This is a genomic window from Actinoplanes sp. 13 (genome assembly GCF_056134165.1).
Genome location: NZ_JBVYOQ010000003.1, coordinates 1 through 16749, shown reverse-complemented (window position 1 = coordinate 16749; position 16749 = coordinate 1). Strand labels below are relative to the sequence as shown.

13 protein-coding genes are annotated in these 16749 nt (G+C 71.1%); 7 read left to right on the top strand and 6 right to left on the bottom strand.

Annotation, left to right across the window (positions count from 1 at the left end):
* Positions 1-5: 5 nt before the first annotated feature.
* Both AC0NH5_RS07850 and AC0NH5_RS07845 read right to left on the bottom strand, forming a co-directional pair.
* Complete coding sequence (locus tag AC0NH5_RS07850; RefSeq protein ID WP_474401427.1) at positions 6-290, bottom strand: putative quinol monooxygenase; 285 nt, start codon at positions 288-290, stop codon at positions 6-8.
* Positions 287-823 carry a GNAT family N-acetyltransferase gene (locus tag AC0NH5_RS07845; protein ID WP_474401425.1) on the bottom strand — a complete coding sequence of 179 codons (537 nt, stop codon included), beginning with the start codon at positions 821-823 and terminating at the stop codon, positions 287-289. The genes AC0NH5_RS07850 and AC0NH5_RS07845 overlap by 4 nt, the downstream gene beginning before the upstream one ends.
* Before the next feature lie 86 nt (positions 824-909).
* Between AC0NH5_RS07845 and AC0NH5_RS07840 the strand changes: the two genes are divergently transcribed.
* Complete coding sequence (locus AC0NH5_RS07840) at positions 910-2460, top strand: hypothetical protein (protein WP_474401424.1); 1551 nt, start codon at positions 910-912, stop codon at positions 2458-2460.
* A gap of 52 nt (positions 2461-2512) precedes the next feature.
* On the opposite strand, the gene AC0NH5_RS07835 is transcribed toward AC0NH5_RS07840, so the two are convergent.
* Positions 2513-2734: a hypothetical protein gene (locus AC0NH5_RS07835; protein WP_474401423.1), complete on the bottom strand. Its 222-nt coding sequence runs from the start codon at positions 2732-2734 to the stop codon at positions 2513-2515.
* A gap of 125 nt (positions 2735-2859) precedes the next feature.
* A complete protein-coding gene (locus tag AC0NH5_RS07830; protein ID WP_474401421.1) occupies positions 2860-3189 on the bottom strand; it encodes a hypothetical protein in 330 nt (109 codons plus the stop codon).
* 308 nt (positions 3190-3497) lie between these two features.
* On the opposite strand from AC0NH5_RS07830, the gene AC0NH5_RS07825 reads away from it, so the two are divergent.
* The 5 genes from AC0NH5_RS07825 to AC0NH5_RS07805 all read left to right on the top strand — a co-directional run bounded on the left by AC0NH5_RS07825 (position 3498) and on the right by AC0NH5_RS07805 (position 13472).
* Positions 3498-9599: a DUF6531 domain-containing protein gene (locus tag AC0NH5_RS07825; RefSeq protein WP_474401420.1), complete on the top strand. Its 6102-nt coding sequence runs from the start codon at positions 3498-3500 to the stop codon at positions 9597-9599.
* Positions 9596-9913 carry a hypothetical protein gene (locus AC0NH5_RS07820; RefSeq protein WP_474401418.1) on the top strand — a complete coding sequence of 106 codons (318 nt, stop codon included), beginning with the start codon at positions 9596-9598 and terminating at the stop codon, positions 9911-9913. The genes AC0NH5_RS07825 and AC0NH5_RS07820 overlap by 4 nt, the downstream gene beginning before the upstream one ends.
* 621 nt (positions 9914-10534) lie before the next feature.
* The gene (locus tag AC0NH5_RS07815; RefSeq protein ID WP_474401416.1) at positions 10535-11491 is read left to right on the top strand and encodes an efflux RND transporter periplasmic adaptor subunit; all 957 of its coding nucleotides are present in this window, start codon (positions 10535-10537) and stop codon (positions 11489-11491) included.
* A gap of 8 nt (positions 11492-11499) precedes the next feature.
* The gene (locus AC0NH5_RS07810; protein WP_474401414.1) at positions 11500-12189 is read left to right on the top strand and encodes an ABC transporter ATP-binding protein; all 690 of its coding nucleotides are present in this window, start codon (positions 11500-11502) and stop codon (positions 12187-12189) included.
* Entirely contained in the window at positions 12186-13472 is a 1287-nt protein-coding gene (locus AC0NH5_RS07805) for an ABC transporter permease (RefSeq protein ID WP_474401412.1), read from the top strand. Before AC0NH5_RS07810 ends, AC0NH5_RS07805 begins: the two co-directional genes overlap by 4 nt.
* A gap of 129 nt (positions 13473-13601) precedes the next feature.
* On the opposite strand, the gene AC0NH5_RS07800 is transcribed toward AC0NH5_RS07805, so the two are convergent.
* On the bottom strand, positions 13602-14975 hold the full coding sequence (locus AC0NH5_RS07800; protein WP_474401410.1) for a protein adenylyltransferase SelO: 1374 nt from the start codon (positions 14973-14975) through the stop codon (positions 13602-13604).
* 85 nt (positions 14976-15060) lie between these two features.
* Here AC0NH5_RS07800 and AC0NH5_RS07795 point away from each other — a divergent pair, with 85 nt between their 5' ends.
* On the top strand, positions 15061-16008 hold the full coding sequence (locus AC0NH5_RS07795) for an ankyrin repeat domain-containing protein (RefSeq protein ID WP_474401409.1): 948 nt from the start codon (positions 15061-15063) through the stop codon (positions 16006-16008).
* Positions 16009-16023: 15 nt separating this feature from the next.
* Here the strand turns inward: AC0NH5_RS07795 and AC0NH5_RS07790 are convergent.
* A partial coding sequence (locus AC0NH5_RS07790; protein WP_474401407.1) for a cytochrome c oxidase subunit I occupies positions 16024-16749 on the bottom strand: 726 nt, incomplete at its 5' end.

Sequence of the window (16749 nt, the reverse complement as noted above, 5' to 3'; positions counted from 1 at the left end):
TGCGCCTACGGTGCTTCGACGCCGGAGATCCGGAATTTGCTGACGGTCGCAGCCCTGATCGCCGGGAGGGCCGGCTCCGGGCCGCCCGAATCGCGGAAGCGGAGCACGTCGTCGTCGGATTCCCACCGCTCGTAGACGTTGATGCGGCCGACGTCGAGCGGGTCCGGCGCCTGCACGAAGTCGAGGCACCCCGGTGCCTCCCGTGCCAGCCGGGTGACGTCGGCGACGGCGCGCAGATAGTGGTCCCGGTCGGCCGGGTCGACGTGCAGTTCGCCGGCGATTATGATCATTTGGTCTCCTCGGGGAGCAGCGAACCGATCCAGGCGTCCACCAGACTGCCACGGTGCCGCAGCCGCCGCCGGAGCGTGGCCTCGACGCGGAAGCCCGCCTTCTCGGCGACTCGGCGCGACGCGCGGTTGCCCACCTCGGCACGCCACTCGACGATTTCGAGGTTGAGCTCGGCGAATGCCCACCGGCACAGGGCGCGCACCGCCTCGGTGGCCGCGCCTCGTCCCCGCGCCTCCGGTGCCATCCAATAGCCGATCTGTCCGAGACCGATCCTGGTCAGTCCCAACCCGACCCGGCCCAGGCGGTTCCCGGTCGCCGCGTCCTCGACCACGAACTCGGCCCGGTCCCGTGTCTCCCACGCGGCGATGCACATCCGGTCGACGAAGAACTCCGCATGCTCCCGCAGATAGGGCGACGGCAGCTCGACGAACTGTTGCACCGCCGGGTCCAGCGACACCTCGTGCACCCACGGGATGTCGTCCCCGCGGAAGGGCCGCAGCACCAGCGGGCCGGCATCGATCCTCGGTGGGGTCATGCCCGAATTATGGCGAGGCCCTGGGTGAGGGTGATGTGACTTCTTTCGATACAGTCGGTCCTCGCGTTGACGGGGGAGGAAAAGAAATGACTGGTAGCGGGAACGATCCGGCGTCGCCCGGCACACCGGACGAGGCGGCTCGGCCCACGCCGCACCCGGATCCGGCTGCGGCACCGACCGCGTCGATTTCCGACGTTCTGTCGGCCGGGCAGGCGCCGGCTCCCGCGGGCCCGTTCCCTCCGGCCGGTCCGTTCGGCCCGGGCGTCACCGAACCGGGCTTCACCGAACCGGGCTTCACCGGCGGCACGGTTCCACCGCCCACCGACGCGACCGCCCGGATCACCGAGCCGGGTGCGGCGCCCGCGTTCCCGCCGCCGTCGCCGGCCTTTCCGCCGCCGTCTCCAGGGTTCGCTTCGCCCGGCCAGGTTCCCACGGGTCAGCAGCCCACTCCGCCGTTCCCGCCGCCGTTTCCGTCGGCCGCTCCCGGTGTGGGCACGCCACCGCCTTTCCCGGCGCCCTACCCGACCGCCGCGGGTCAGCCGCAGTACGGCGCACCCGCAAGCGGCCCGTCCTACGGCGGCCCGGCGAGTGGGCAGCCGTCCAGCGGCCAGCCTTACGGCAACCCGGCCGGGCCCCCGCCGTTCCCGCCGCCGACGGGCCAGCCGCCTTACGGTCCCGGCAGCGCCGGCCAGCCGCCCCATGGCCCCGGCCAGCCGCCGTACGGGCCGGGCCAGCCGCCGTACGGCCCGGGTGGTTCCGGCCAGCCGCCGTACGGCCCGGGTGGTCCAGGCCAGCCGCCGTACGGCCCGGGCAGTCAAGGCCAGCCGCCGTACGGCCCGGGTGGTCCCGGTCAGCCGCCGTTCGGGCCGCCCTTCGGTCAGCCGCAGCCACCCCGCCGCGGCCGGGGCGGGCTCATCGCGGCGATCGTGGTGGGTGTGCTGGTGCTGATCGCGGGCATCGGCACCGCGGGCACCATCGTCGCGCTGCGGTCGTCCGACGACACCGCCGGGAAGCCGCGGGTCACCATCCCGGCCGATCCTGGGCCCGGCGCGACCGGGGGTCTCGGCCAGGAACCGACGATCGGTAACGGTGAGCCCGAGGTGACCGACGAGGAACCCACCGACGAGGGGCCGGAGGCCAGCGCGTACCCGGCTGACAAGGTCTACGACCTCAACCGGGTGTGCGACGAGAACGTCTACTACCCCGAGCAGCCGAAGCGGGCCGGCAAGGCCCCGCACCCGGTGGTTCTGCTGGTCGACGACGGTGACGGCGTGCGGAGCAACAACGGCACCTACTACTTCTCCGAGGGGCTGTCGAACACGGCGAAGAACACCTGGGCGCCGGAGTCGCCCGCCAAGGTGCAGATGGTCGCCTGTCTCGACCGGGAGAAGGAAGGCGCCAAGATCCGTACATGTAAGTACGACGACCCCAAGGATCTGAACGTCTCGCTGATGAAGGCCAGCTGGCGCCTGCGGGTGTACGAGGCCGCCACCGGCAAGCTGCTCCTCAACAAGGCGATGTCGGGTGACGACCGGGCCTGCCCGTACTTCGTGCTGGTCGGCCCGGACAAGAAGATCTACGCCCAGGTGAGCGACCGGGCCGCGGTGGCCGCCCTGCGCAACCTCGTCAAGAAATAGCCGCCCACGAAGCACAGCACCGGCCCGTCGCCCTCGGCGACGGGCCGGTGGGTCACGGCATGGTGCTGCCCGGACCGGGGGCCTCCCCGTCGAGCTGCACCTCCCACACGCCGGACTCCGACTCCACCGCGTCGAGGGCCTGGTGCTCGGTCTCCCAGCCGGACAGGCGACTCCGCAGCACATCCCGGAGCTCGGCGTAGGCCCCGCTGAGTGCTCGCCCGCCCACGTCGGCGCCGACCGCCAGCGTGCCCAGAATGACCTTGAGACTCGCCATGACACCTCCACGGCCGGGGCATCGATTCTGGCATGTCCCGGTCCCACCACGCCGCGGTCCGACCGCCGCAGCCTTACCGGCCGGGGCGGGCGCCGCGGCGTGAATGGATCAGAGGGCGCCGAGCATCACCCGCCCACCACGGGAAGCCGGCGGATGAACGCGATCTCGTTGTCCCGGCGCAGGTCCACCATCTCGTCGAGGTCCTCGATCTGACGGTCACCGGTGAGCATCACGAAGCCGTTGCTGCGGAAGGTGGCGCAGGCCGCATCGGCCTCGGCCTCCCAGTCGATCCCCTCGGCCGGGGCGTCGTCGGTCGTGTTGAGCCGGGCCACCTCCTCGCGGACGCGGAGGCGGATCAGGTCACGGGCGGTGATCTTGTCGGGCAGGTCGGGCAGCAGCCACGAGTCGAGCTCGCGGCCGGTCATGGTCTCGTCGCGGACAAGGGCGTCGGGCACAGGGAAGCTCCGTTATCGGGTCAGCGGCGACTGCCGCCGCAGGATGGTCCGGTCGGTGATAGCGGGACCGAAGCCGGGGGAAGGTCGGCCTGAGGTCGATTCGGGCACCAGGGACAGCCAGCGATCCATGCCGCGCATCATGCCGGAGGGGTACGACAAAACTGATTTGGGAGCGATCCCATACAGGGAAGTCAATCAGCCCTTCGGGGGATGCGTCGACAGATGTCGATGGAGCATCGTCCAACGCGGACTGCAACGCAACACCTACACGGGGGAGTGTCTCGGTGCGCGTGTCTAGTCGATTCCGCATGCTCTGTCATGCCCTGACCGGCGTCATTCTGGCGTCCTATCTGGTCGTGCAACCTCTGGATCCCGCGCTGGCGGCGCCGGTCGCCACGCCCGGCGCGGGGCCGGTGAACAGCCCGCTGCCCGCCACAGCCACTCCGCGGCACGGCCTGCCCGACGGGGCGAGTGCTCCGCCCGTACCACCGGGGATCGAAGCCGATGGGCCAGCAGGCGTGCCCGATGCCGGCGCGAAGGCGTTGCGGAAGCAGAAGGCGCTGGCCGCGGCACGCCGGGTGGCGGCGCGGCAGGCCGCGTTGCCCGGACGGCCGATCGCGCGGCCCGGTTTCCTGCTGGGCGACACGTCGCTCGTCGTCTACTGGGACGCCGAGATCAACCCGGGTGATCCGACCTCGTGGGGACGCTGGTTCGCCACGGTGACCGACACGGAGTCGGGCGCCGAGCAGCGGTCCGCCGTGCTCGGCCAGCCCGATCTGAACCGGTGCTTCAGTCCGGCGCTGCTGTGCCGCAGCTTCGGCGCGGCAGACGGCTGGGTGCTCGACCCGGCCCGGACGTACACGGTCACGGTGACCGAGATCGCGGTGGACGGCACCGAGCTGACCAGCGCTGCCTCGGCACCGGCGAAACCGCGCAAGACCGACGACGTGCCCGCGCTGCCGGCCGGTCAGGCGGCGGGATGCGGGTGCGCGACCGTGCTCGGCTCGACGGTGACGGCGCAGGCGCTGCGTGGTGCGACGGTGAACACGGCCACCGGCGCGTACCTGCGCGTGGAGAAGGACTTCGCGATCCCGTCCTACGGCATCCCGTTCAACCACGCCCGCTACTACTCCTCCGGCAACTCCGCGACCGGCATGTTCGGCGCCGGCTGGAGTTCGTCCTACGACATCCGGGTGATCGCCGCCGACAACGGCGCGGTCCGGGTGCGTGCCGAGGACGGCTCCGAGGCGGTCTACACCGCGGGTGCGGACGGATCTTTCGACAACCCCGCGGGGGTACGCGCCAGACTGAGCAAAGTAGGCTCCGGCTGGCAGCTCGTCCCGCCCGACCAGCGGGTCCTGCGGTTCGACGCCGGGGGCCGGCTGGAGTCGATCAAGAACGCCCGCGGCCACGGGGTCACCCTGGCCTACACCACCGGCGGCCTGCTCAGCACGATCACCGACGCCTCCGGGCGGGTGGTGCGCTTCGAGTCGCGCGCCGACCTGCGCCTGATCACGAAGATCATCCTGCCGGACGGCCGGTCCACCCAGTTCGACTACCAGGACGGCCGCCTGCTCAAGACGCAGGACCCGCTGAACCACGTCACCAGTTACGGCTACGACGCGGCCGGCCGGATGGCGGACATCACCGACGCGCGCGGCGGCAAGCTGATCCGCAACACCTACGACGCCGCCGGCCGGGTCGCCGAGCAGCTGGACCCGGAGGGCGGCCGGACCACGTTCGTCTGGTACGCGTCCGAGCAGAAGGCCGTCACCACCGACCCGGACGGGGTGGCCGTCACCGACGGCTACAAGAACAACGTCCTGCTCTACAGCCAGAACGGCGGCAACGACACCGTCAACCACCGGTACACCGGGAAGCTGAACAAGACCCTGGTCGTCGACCCGAAGGGCAATCAGGAGGAGACCCGGTTCGACGAGAACGGCAGCCCGGTCGCGCGGACCGCTCCCGAGCCGTTCGCCTTCACCGAGACCAGCACGTTCGACGGCCGGACCAACCTCACCGAGTTCACCGACGGCCGGGGCAAGACCTGGAAGTACGAGTACAACCAGTTCAACGAGATGGTCGCTCAGCTCGACCCCGAGCAGAACACCGGCTACCGGTACACCTACGACGACCGGGGCCGCCAGCTCACCCGCACCGACCCGCGCGGCAAGGTCACCCGCTACGAGTACGACGTCCACGGCAACCGCACCGCGGAGATCTCGCCGACCGCCCGGCGCACCGAGATGACCTATGACGGCACCGGCCGGATGGCGTCCGTGGTGGACCCGCGCGGCACCGTGTCCGGCGGCAACAAGGACGCCTACCGCACCCGGTACGTCTACAACGCCCAGAGCCAGATCACCGAGCTGTGGGAGCCGGGCAAGGCCCAGCCGACCCGGACCACGTACGACGAGCTCGGCAACGTGGTCGTCGAGACCGACCCGCTGAGCAACGCCAGCCGGTACACGTACGACAAGGCAAGCCGCCTGACCGAGGTGAAGGACCCGGTCGGCAACGTCACCGCCACCCGGTACACCCCGGGCGGCCGGCGCCTGTCGGTGACCGACGGCGAGGACAACACCACCAGCTGGACGTACGACCGCAACGGCCGGGTGGCCACCGAGACCTCGCCGCGCGGCAACGCGAACCCGGCGCAGCGCGACCTGTTCACCGCGGTCTTCCACTACGACTACAACGGCAACCTGATCCGCGCCGACCGGCCGTACGGCTCCGGTGGCCAGCGGGTCGAGGTGGACACCGCCTTCGACCCCCTGGACCGGCCGACCGAGCAGCGCGACCAGTTCAAACAGGGCACCTCGGTGCGCTACGACAACAACGGCAACGTCGTCGAGATGACGAACGAGCGCGGCGAGAAGCTGACCAACTCGTACGACGACGCGAACCGCCGGACCGGCAGCGACGGCCCGGGCGCGGGCGCGGCCGGCATCGAGTACGACGACGCCGGCAACCCGGTGCGGCAGACCACCCCGACCGGAGGCGTCGTCACCACGGCGTACGACGACGACGGTCGCGTGGTGGCGGTGACCGAGCCGCGCGGCAATGCGACCGGCGCGAACCCGGGCGACTACACCTCCCGGTACACCTACGACCTGGCCGGGAACCCGGCGTCGGTGACCGACCCGCTCGGCAACGTCGCGCGGGTCACCTACGACGCCAACAACCGGGTCACCGCCGAGATCGACGCCAACACCAACGCCACCCGGTACGCCTACGACGACGCCGACCGGCTCACCGCGGTCACCGGCCCGGACGCCGCCACCGGGCAGTCCCTGGTCTACGGCTACGACGCCAACGGCCAGGTGATCAAGCGAACCGACCCGCTCGGCCGGGTGGCGTCCACCGAGTACGACCGGGCCGGGCGCGCCACGGTCACCACCGATCCGCTGGGGCGGCGCCGGGAGTACGTCTACGACGCCGACTCCAACCTCGTCGAGGAGGTCACCGCCCGGATCGTCGAGGAGGGCCGGCCGGACCCGAACCGGCCGGCCCGGACGATCTCGTACACCTACGACAACGTCGGCCGGCTGATCACCAAGCAGCTCGGCGCCGGCGGCACCACCTACTCCTTCGGTTACGACGCCAAGAACCGCCTGGTCAGCGCGGCCGACCCGGCGGGTGTGCAGACGTACGAGTTCGACACCACGGACCGGCTCACGGAGTTCACCCGCGGCGCCGAGACGTTCTCCTACCGTTACGACAGCACCGACCGGATCACCCAGCGGTCGTACCCGGACGGCACCACGATCGGCGCCACCTACGACGAGGGCGACCGGGTCCGCACGCTGACCGCCTCCCGCGGCGGGTCCAGCGCCGAGTACCAGCTGGACTACGACGTCTCCGACAACCTGACCGGCATCACCTACCCGGCGTCGACCGGCATCACCGAGAGCCGGGAGTACGACCGGGCCGGCCGGATGACCCGGATCGAGGCGGCCAAGGGCGACACCACGCTGTCGGCCTTCGACCTGACGCTCGACAAGGTCGGCAACCCGAGCCGGATCGTCGAGACCAAGGGCGAGCCGGGGCAGCCGACGGTCACCGAGGCGACCGCCTTCACCTATGACAAGGCGAACCGGCTGACCGCCGAGTGCTTCGGCGCGCAGAGCTGTGCCGGGTCGGTCGCCGAACGCACCGACTACACGTACGACCTGGTCGGCAACCGGACGAAGATGACCCGGGTCGCACCGGGTGAGAACACCACGACCAGTTATCAGTACGACGCCGCGGACCAGCTGACCCGGGAGAGCGTCACCGGCACCCGGATCAACACCCGGGCGTTCGGGTACGACCTGGAAGGCAACCAGGTCGAGGCGGGCTCCGACCGATTCACCTACGCGCTCGACCACACGCTCACCTCGTCCACGGTGGACGGGCGGACCACGACGTACTCGTACGACGCGGCCGGCAACCGGATATCCGCCGCCAGTGCCGGGCTCACCCAGCGCTGGAGCTGGGACGTCAACGCCGAGCGCCCGCTGCTCGCCCAGGAACGCCAGAGCGACGGCGTGTCCCGCAACTACCTGTACGACCCGTTCGGGCAGCCCCTGGCGATGCTCGTGCCCGGCGCCGACTCGCTCACCGCGCACTCCTACCTACGGGACTTCCTCGGCGGCGTCGCCGGGGTGGTGTCGGCGGCCGGCGCGCGCGAATGGAGCTACGACTACGACGCGTTCGGGGTCGACCGCGGCACCACCCAGGTCGCCGCCGGGGCGCCCGCCAACCCGATGCAGTTCGCCGGTACCTATCAGGACGTCAGCCAGGGCGACCGGTACGCGATGGGCGCCCGCAGCTACGACCCGGGCACCGGCCGGTTCGCGGCGAAGGACCCGGTCGCGCAGCCGGCCACCGACCAGGCGGTGTCGACGTACTCGTACACCGATGCCCGGCCGACCGTGCTCACCGACCCGAGCGGCGAGGACCCGGACTCCGGCGGCGTCTACTACGGCAGCGTCACCGCCGCCGAGCACCGGATGAACAACCCGGCCGCCTCGTCGTCCAGCACCGACGCCAACACCCCGGCGGGCGGTGAGGGCGAACAGGAGACCGACAACCCGGACTGGCTGAACGCCAAGAAGATCGTGGACGAGGCCGAGGGCTTCGTGAAGCAGATCGGCGACGAGATCGTCAATCTGATCCTCGACCTGGTCGGCTTCAACGACGCCAGGGCCTGTATCACCGAGGGCGACATCGTCGCGTGCATCTCGACGGCGCTGCAGGCGGTGCCGTGGGGCAAGATGTTCAAGGCCGCGAAGGTCGCCATCAAGGCGATCGGCGTGGGGCGGCGGCTGATCGACTCGTACAGCCGGCTGAAATCGGCGAAGAACGCCCTGAGCGCCATCCCGCGCTACATCAAGAAGGCCACCCAGACCGCCGACGAGGCCGCGGACAGCAAGAAGTACGCGGACGAGGCGGCGAAGGCGGCCAAGGGCGCCAAGGACGCCGGCGGCAAGGCGAAGGCCACGTCGCAGAAGGCCGCCGACGCCAAGAAGGCGCAGCAACGCAAGACCGAGACCGGGGAGAGCTGCGAGGTCGCGCAGGGCAACGCCAAGCGGCTGACCTCCAACTCGTTCGCGGCGGGCACCGCGGTCCTGCTGGCCGACGGCAGCACCGCGCCGATCGAGAAGCTCGAACCCGGTGACACCGTGCAGGCCACCGATCCGCGCAGCGGCGAAACCGAGCCGCAGCAGGTCACCGCCACCGTGGTGGGTTCCGGTGACCGGGATCTGATCGACCTCACGCTGGTCGGTGCGGGTGCCGGAGGCGGCGGCCCGCCCGCCCAACTCACCACCACCGCGGGACACAAGTTCTACAGCCTCGACCGCGGCTGGGTGCCGGCGGCCGAGCTGGAGGACGGCGAGAGGCTGCGGGACTCCGCGGGCGCCGAGGTCACGGTCGCCCGGTCGGCGGAGCGGTCGATCAGCACCACCGTCTACAACCTCACGGTCAGCGAGACCGAGACCTATTACGTGGTCGCCGGCGACGCGCCGGTTTTGGTCCACAACTGCACTCCCGCCGACAAGGTCCGCGCCAAGATCGCCGACATGAAGGGCAAGCTCAAGCCCGGGGAGAAGGCCAACACGACCTTCGCGGCGGCGCACGTGACCTTCCCGGACGGATCGACGGCGATGCTTGTCGCACAGGCCGGCGTGAAGGGTTACGTGCGGCCCGGGCTGCGGGGCACCGCGATCAACGTCCGATACCCTGTGACCCGGGGTCTGGCAGCGCTGCTGCCGCGGATCAACGACGCCGAGATGCACCTCTACCGGGCCGCCAAGGCGATGGGCGGGCACATCGACGCGATGGGCGCCACCCGGCCCGCCTGCTCCTGGTGCCAGAAGAGACTGCTGCCGAAGGGCATACCGCTCGTGACGGGATTGAAATGACGATTGAGGAACAGCGCCTCGAGGTCGAGGAACTCACCGAGCTGATGCGCGAGGACAGCGACTTCGCCGACATCCGGCGGATCGTGACCGCGCAGGGCCTGGAGCTCGACGACACCCTGCTGGCCGGCCTGATCAGCGGGGAGGACGACAACCAGTACGGGGTGCTGATCGGCGAGGCCGGCCGGTGCTACGTCTTCCAGACCGACTCGCGGGGCGCGATGACCCGCTGGGAGGCCGTCGAAGACATCAGCGTGCTGGAGGACGACTTCGACGCCGTGGCCATCGGCGTGGAGATGCAGCGCTCCGGCGCCTGACAGAACGCGACCGCCCCACCCCCGGCGCATCCCGGCCGGGGAGTGGGGCGGTCGCGTTCCCTTCGCCGTTTCTCACCGCGGCACCTCCGGGTGGCCGGCCCGCCGTGCACAGGCAGACTGTGGCTGATCACCGCCCGCTCGAACTGCAGCCCCTCCGAGCGTGGTGCGTCCTGACGGCACGAGCCGGTCCCCACGGCTGTTGCGCACGCGTGGAGTCGGCCGGGGCCGCGTCCGGCCCCGGGGCGAGGGCGCGCGCGGGCTGGGCTGACCGGGCGCGGGCGGGGTGCAGGGCGGGGCGCGCGGCTGGGCTGGCGGGGGTGCAGGGCGGGGCGCGCGGCTGGGCTGAGAGCGCGCGGGCGGGGTGCGGGGCGGGGCGGGCGGCTGGGCTGAGCGGGCGCGGGCGGGGCGCGGGGCTGGGCGGCGCAGAGCGAGGCGGAGCGGCAGGTGGGGTATGTGACACGAAGACGGGATACGCGGGGGTTGCGTCGAACCTGTACCGTCTCCTGCGCCGCGTCGCCGATCGGAGATCATCGTTGACGGCCGTGGCGCTCTGGGACCGCGTCGGGAGAGGAAACCGTGGATCAACGCAGGCTGGCCCGCATAGGGGCGGTGATTTCGGCGGTGGCTCTCGCTTCCGGTGGGTGTTCCTCCGGTGACGAGGCGCCGCAGACGCCGGGACTGGAACAGCGCGGCACGGTGCTGACCACCGTGCAGCCCACCAAGCAGGATCTGAGCAACAAGATCAGCCTGGCCGGGAAAGTGACGATCAACCCGGTGTTCGGGATCGTGTCGCCGCTCGACGGGGAGGTGCGCTACCGGGACTTCAAGCCGTCGAAGTCGGCGGACGACGACCCGGTCTGGGTGGCCACCGTGTGGCAGGACGGCCACCCCAACGAGGTGCGGATCCCGGCGAACTCGACGATGGCGGGCCGGTTGATGGACGACCGGGCCCGGGTCACCGAGGGCATGCCGATCGTCTCGGCGCGGCACGCCGGCTACGGGATCGTGGCCGAGATCGACAGCGCGCAGGCGTACCGGATCTCCGGCGCGGTGAAGTCGGTGCAGGCTCAGATCAAGAACGGTCCGGGACCGTTCAAGTGCCGGCCGCGCGGGACGATCGCGGCGCTGCCGGCGGGGACCGTCCCGGAGCCGCCGCCGGAGAAGAAGGAAGAGCCCGCCGCGGGCGCGTCCGCCGCTCCGGCGCCGGAGACCGAGAGCACCGAGCCGGCCGATGCCGGGCCGCAGGGTTCGGAGGAGACCGGGCTGCGGCTGGTCTGCACCGCGCCGAAGAACGTCAAGCTGATCAACGGTGCCGCGGTCACCCTGGACCTGGTCACCGACAGCGCGAAGAACGCCATGGTGCTGCCGGTCGAGGCGGTGGCCGGGACGCAGGGCAAGGGCAAGGTCGACATTGTCGGTGCGGACCGGACGCGCCGGACCGTGGACGTCGAGCTGGGCCTGACCGACGGCAAGGTCGTACAGATCAAGAAGGGTCTGAAGGGCGACGAGACGATCGCCGTGCCCGGACCGAACCTGCCCGAGGCCGAGGTTCAGCCGGATCCGGGGGCGACCGAATGACGGCCCCGGTGACACCGCTCGTGGAGCTGACCGGGATCACCAAGGTGCTCAAGGGCCAGGAGCAGCCCCGGACCATCCTGGACGGCGTCGACCTGACCGTGCTGCCCGGCGAGAGCGTCGCGATCGTCGGCCGGTCCGGGTCCGGCAAGAGCACCCTGCTCAGCATCCTGGGCCTGTTCGACCGCCCCGACCAGGGCACCTATCTGCTCGGCGGCCAGGACATCAGCCGGCTGCCGGAGCGCCGGGCCGCGAAGCTGCGCAGCTCGCACTTCGGGTTCGTGTTCCAGCGGTTCTTCCTGCTCAAGCACCTGACGGCGGCGCAGAACGTGGCGATGGCGCTGGTCAACGGCCAGGGCTGGCTACCGCGACGGCAGCGCCGCGCCCAGGTCATGGAGGCCCTCGAGCAGGTCGGCATCGCGCATCTGGCGAAGAGCCGGCCGGCCAAGATGTCCGGCGGTGAGCAGCAGCGGGTGGCGATCGCCCGGGCGCTGGTCCGCGACCCGCAGGTGCTTCTCGCCGACGAGCCGACCGGTGCGCTGGACACCGAGACCGGCACCGCGGTGATCGACGCGCTGATGTCGGTGACCGCCCGCGGCTGCTGCCTGGTGCTGGTCACCCACGACCGGGACCACGCCGCCCGGATGGGCCGGACGATGAACCTGGTCGACGGTGTGCTGACCGAGCAGGTGCGGGTATGAGGCGGCTCTCCGGCAGTTACCGGTCCGCGCTGATCATCGGCATCCAGGGCATCCGGGCGCGCAAGCTGCGCACACTGCTGTCGATGGTGAGCCTCTTCCTCGGTGTGCTCGCCGTGGTCACCGTGCAGGCCGGCGCCAGCATCGCCGAGCGCGCGCTGCTCGCCGACGCCGAGATGACGCAGGGCTTCGACGGCACCAAGCTGGTCGAGGTGATGCCGAACGACAAGCTCGGCACCATCGTCACCGACACGGTGAAAGGGCGCGACGACGCGGTCGCGATGCTCACCACCCAGGCGATCATCGGTGAGCCGAACGTGCGGCCGGTCAACGAGGGCGCCTCGCCGTTCGACGAGGACTGGGGCGGCGGCACGATCTGTTACGGTCCCGGGCCGAACGACTGCGAGCCGACGAGCACCGGGCCGGAAGGCGCGGCGATCGAGGTACGACTCAGCGCGCTCACCGGCGAGCTGCGCACCTTCCGGCCGTTGCGCCCGTCGTCCGGCGAGTGGCTGACGTTCGACTCGGTGCCGGCGCTGGCCCCGAAACTGGTCATCAACGAGGAGGCGGCCAAGGGTTTCCAGCGGCATCAGGTGCCCGCCGAGATGCGGCTCAAGGGCGCCACCGCGAACCTCACCCCGCAGATCATCGGGGTGGTCGAGGACGGCGACTACCAGCCCCGGGCATATGTGCGGCTCGACGAGTTGTCGAACTGGCTGTCACCGGCGGGCATGGCCGACCCGAACGCCGGCGCGCAGATGCAGGTGCTGCTCAGCCCGGACAGCCCGGTCGAGCAGGTGCTGATGAGCAAGCTCAAGGGCGTCGGCGTCGAGACGTTCGTGCAGACCGTCGAGTCGTACAAGCAGATGGAGTCGCAGCTGTCGCTGATGCGGCTGATCTTCCTGTCGATGGCGGGCCTGGTGCTGCTGATCGGCGTCGCCGGCATCCTCAACGTGGGCCTGGCGACGGTCGGCGAGCGGGTGGAGGAGTTCGCGTTGCGCCGGGCGGTCGGCACACCGCGCCTGCTGCTCGCCGGGATCGTGCTGGCGGAGACGCTGTTGACCGGCCTGCTGACGGCGGGCGCGGCGATCGGTGCCGGCGTGGCCGGGCTGAAAGTGGTGTCGATGCTGGTCGGTCAGTCCGAGCCGATGCTGCGGGACGTGCAGTTCCCCTGGGAGGCGGGCGTGGCCGGCATCATCGCCGGCATCATCGCGGGCGTGCTCGGCGGGTTCGTCCCGGCGCTGCGCGCGGCCGGGATCCCGATCGCCACGGTCATGCGGGCCTGACCGCGGCGGCCGCCGGGCTGAGGGTGACCACCCGCTTCAGCCCGGCGGCCGCGCTGCGGCCCGGTGTCGCGATCAGAAAAGCGGGTAGCCAGGGGACCCTGTTTGTCTCGTACGAAATCTGGCTTTTGATCAGGTTCCGCAGAAGGTCTGGTAGCCGTCGCAGAAGGCCTTCGGGGCCGGCTCGGCGTAGCGTTCCAGGCCGGGTCGTTCCTGGTAAGGCGACCCGAGGGCCTCGACCAGACGGTGCACCGGGCGGAGGTCGCCGGCGGTGGCGGCGGCCAGCGCCTCCTCGACCAGATGATTACGCGGGATGTAAACCGGATTGACCCGGTTCATGGCATCGAGGTCGGGGCCCAGGGCACGCCAGCGGGCGATCCATCCGGCCGGGAGCGGCGGCGCGGCCTCGCTGGTCTCTGCCGAGGCGAGGGTACGGAAGAACGACGTGTGATCCACCTTCGCGTCCTGCATGAACGTCACCAGCTCGTCGATCAGCTCCCCGGCCTCGGCGTCGGCGGGCAGCCCCAGCTTCGCGAGCATTCCGGCGGTCCATGCCTGCTGGTACTGCGGCTTGAACTTCTCCAGCGCCGCCGTGGCCAGGGCGACGCCCCGCTGCTCGTCGTCGCTGATCAGCGGGAGCAGCGACTCGGCCAGGCGGGCCAGGTTCCAGGCGGCGATCGCCGGCTGGTTGCGGTAGGAGTAGCGGCCGGCGTGGTCGATCGAGCTGTAGACGGTGGCCGGGTCGAAGGCGTCCAGGAACGCGCACGGGCCGTAGTCGATGGTCTCGCCGGAGATCGTCATGTTGTCGGTGTTCATCACGCCGTGGATGAAGCCCACGTGCATCCACCGAGCGATCAGCTGGGCCTGCGCCGTCACCACCGCGTCGAAGAAGGCCAGGTAGTCGCCGGCCGTCTCCGGACAGTGCCGGGCGATCGCGTGGTCGGCCAGGCGGCGGAGCAGGCCGAGATCGCCGGTGGCGCGCGCGTACTGGAAGCTGCCGACGCGCAGATGGCTGGCGGCGACGCGAACCAGGACGGCCCCCGGCAGCGGGGACTCACGGTAGACGGTGCCACCGGTGGCCAGCACGGCGAGCGTGCGGGTCGTCGGGATGCCGAGCGCGTGCATGGCGGTGCTGATCACGTACTCGCGGAGCATCGGGCCGACCGCGGCCAGGCCGTCCCCGCCGCGGGCGAAGGGCGTGCGGCCGGAGCCCTTGAGGTGCACGTCCCGGCCGCCGACCTCGCCGAGCAGCAGGGCCCGGCCGTCGCCGAGACGCGGGGAGTAGCCGCCGAACTGGTGGCCGGCGTACGCCTGCGCCACCGGGTGCGGGCTGGTCAACAGGTCGGTGGGCCGCAGATGGGCGGGGTCGAGGCCGAGCTCGGCGGCGAGGTCCTCGTCGAGCACGAGGAAACGTGGCTCGGGAAAGCTCCCGGCCTGCCAGTCGAGGGTCAGCTCGGGGAGCTCGCGGGCGAAGCGGTCGTCGAAGACGGCGGTCGTGGTGCTCACCGGATCCAGGCTACGTCGGATCGGCGGCACCGGCCCGGTCCGGCGGGGCCACGCGCCGGTGCGGGGATCCCTATCATCGATGGACATGACTGACGGGGGATGGCCGGGAAGCTCCTGGGGCTTCTGGGACGACTTGCAGAAGATCCGGGACAGCCTGGCGGCCGGCGCCGATCCGGACGCGCGGATCGGGCTGACCGGGCCGCTGCACCTGGCCGCTGAGTACGGCACCGCCGAGGTCGTCGCGGAACTGGCCCGGCGCAGCAGCGACGTGGACGCGGTGCTGGACGGCCGGACCGCGCTGTGGGTCGCGGTGCAGGCCGACAAGCCCGAGGTGGCGCAGGCGCTGGTCGTGGCGGGCGCCGACCCGTGGCGGCCGATGATGGGCGGCTGGTCACCGGGCCGGCTCAGCCTGGCCGGGCCGGCCGGCGGCCTCTTCGCGCCGCCACCGGGAGAACCCGGGCTGACCGGCGAGGAGGCGGCGGCCGTGGCCGAGGCGCGCCGGCTGATCCAGGTGCTCGGCGACTTCTACTGGGACGGGCTCAGCGTCGCCTGTGTGCGGGGCCTCGACGCGGCCTCGGTGGTCCGGCGCCTCGAGGCGGAGGTGCTGACCGACTTCGAGGAGCCGGACGACGCCGACGACGACGAGATGCGGATCCTCGGCGTGACCGAGGTGCCGGGCGGCTGCGTGGTCAGCCAGCGCTGGGGTTACGGCGCGAGCATGCCCGGGGTGAACAGCCGTCTCTCCGCCGGGACCGAGACCTTCGGGATGTACGCGAACCCGAAGAGCGGCAACCAGGGCAGCATCTTCCGGGACCGCGTGGTGGTCGGCTGGGACCTGCATCCGGGTGGAGGCTGGTCCGCGGCCGACGACCCGGCCGGCGAGATCCTGCGGACCTATCTGTTCCGTGGCCGGGCCGTTGCGTACTGCTGCTCGTCGGCGGGCCTGCGGCTGCCCGACTCCCGGTCACTCGACGGGGAGCCGGACATGTGGATCGAGTTGCCGGACATCAACTGGTGGGCGCACGACATCTGAGGCCGGTGGTGCTTCTCAGCGGTCGCGGTCGGTGGCGATGTCCTCCTGATAGCGGGCCCCACCGTCGGACTCGCTGGTCAGCGGCCGGGCACCGCCCTCCGGCGGCCCGGCGATCGACTGCTCCCCAGCCGCCAGGTGGGGGAACTTCAGGTCGAAGGCGGGCCGCTCGGAGCGGATCCGCGGCATCCGGTCGAAGTTGCGCAGCGGCGGCGGGCTGGTCGTCGCCCACTCCAGCGAGTTCCCGTGACCCCACGGGTCGGCGGTGGTGACCAGCTTGCCGACTTTGTACGACTTCCACACGTTGTAGACGAACGGCAGCGTGGCGATGCCGAGCACGAACGAGCCCACGGTCGAGAACGTGTTCAGGAAGGTGAACTCGTCGCCGGGCAGGTAGTCAGCGTAGCGGCGGGGCATGCCCTTGGTGCCGAGCCAGTGCTGCACGAGGAACGTGCTGTGGAAGCCGATCATCGTGAGCCAGAAGTGGATCTTCGCGAGGCGCTCGTCGAGCATCCGGCCGAACATCTTCGGGAACCAGAAGTAGATGCCGGCGAACACCGCGAACACGATCGTGCCGAACAGCACGTAGTGGAAGTGCGCGATCACGAAGTACGAGTCGGAGACGTGGAAGTCGATCGGCGGGGCGGCCAGCAGCACGCCGGAGAGGCCACCGAACAGGAACGTCACCATGAAGCCGAGCGCGAAGAGCATCGGCGACTCGAAGCTGATCTGGCCGCGCCACAT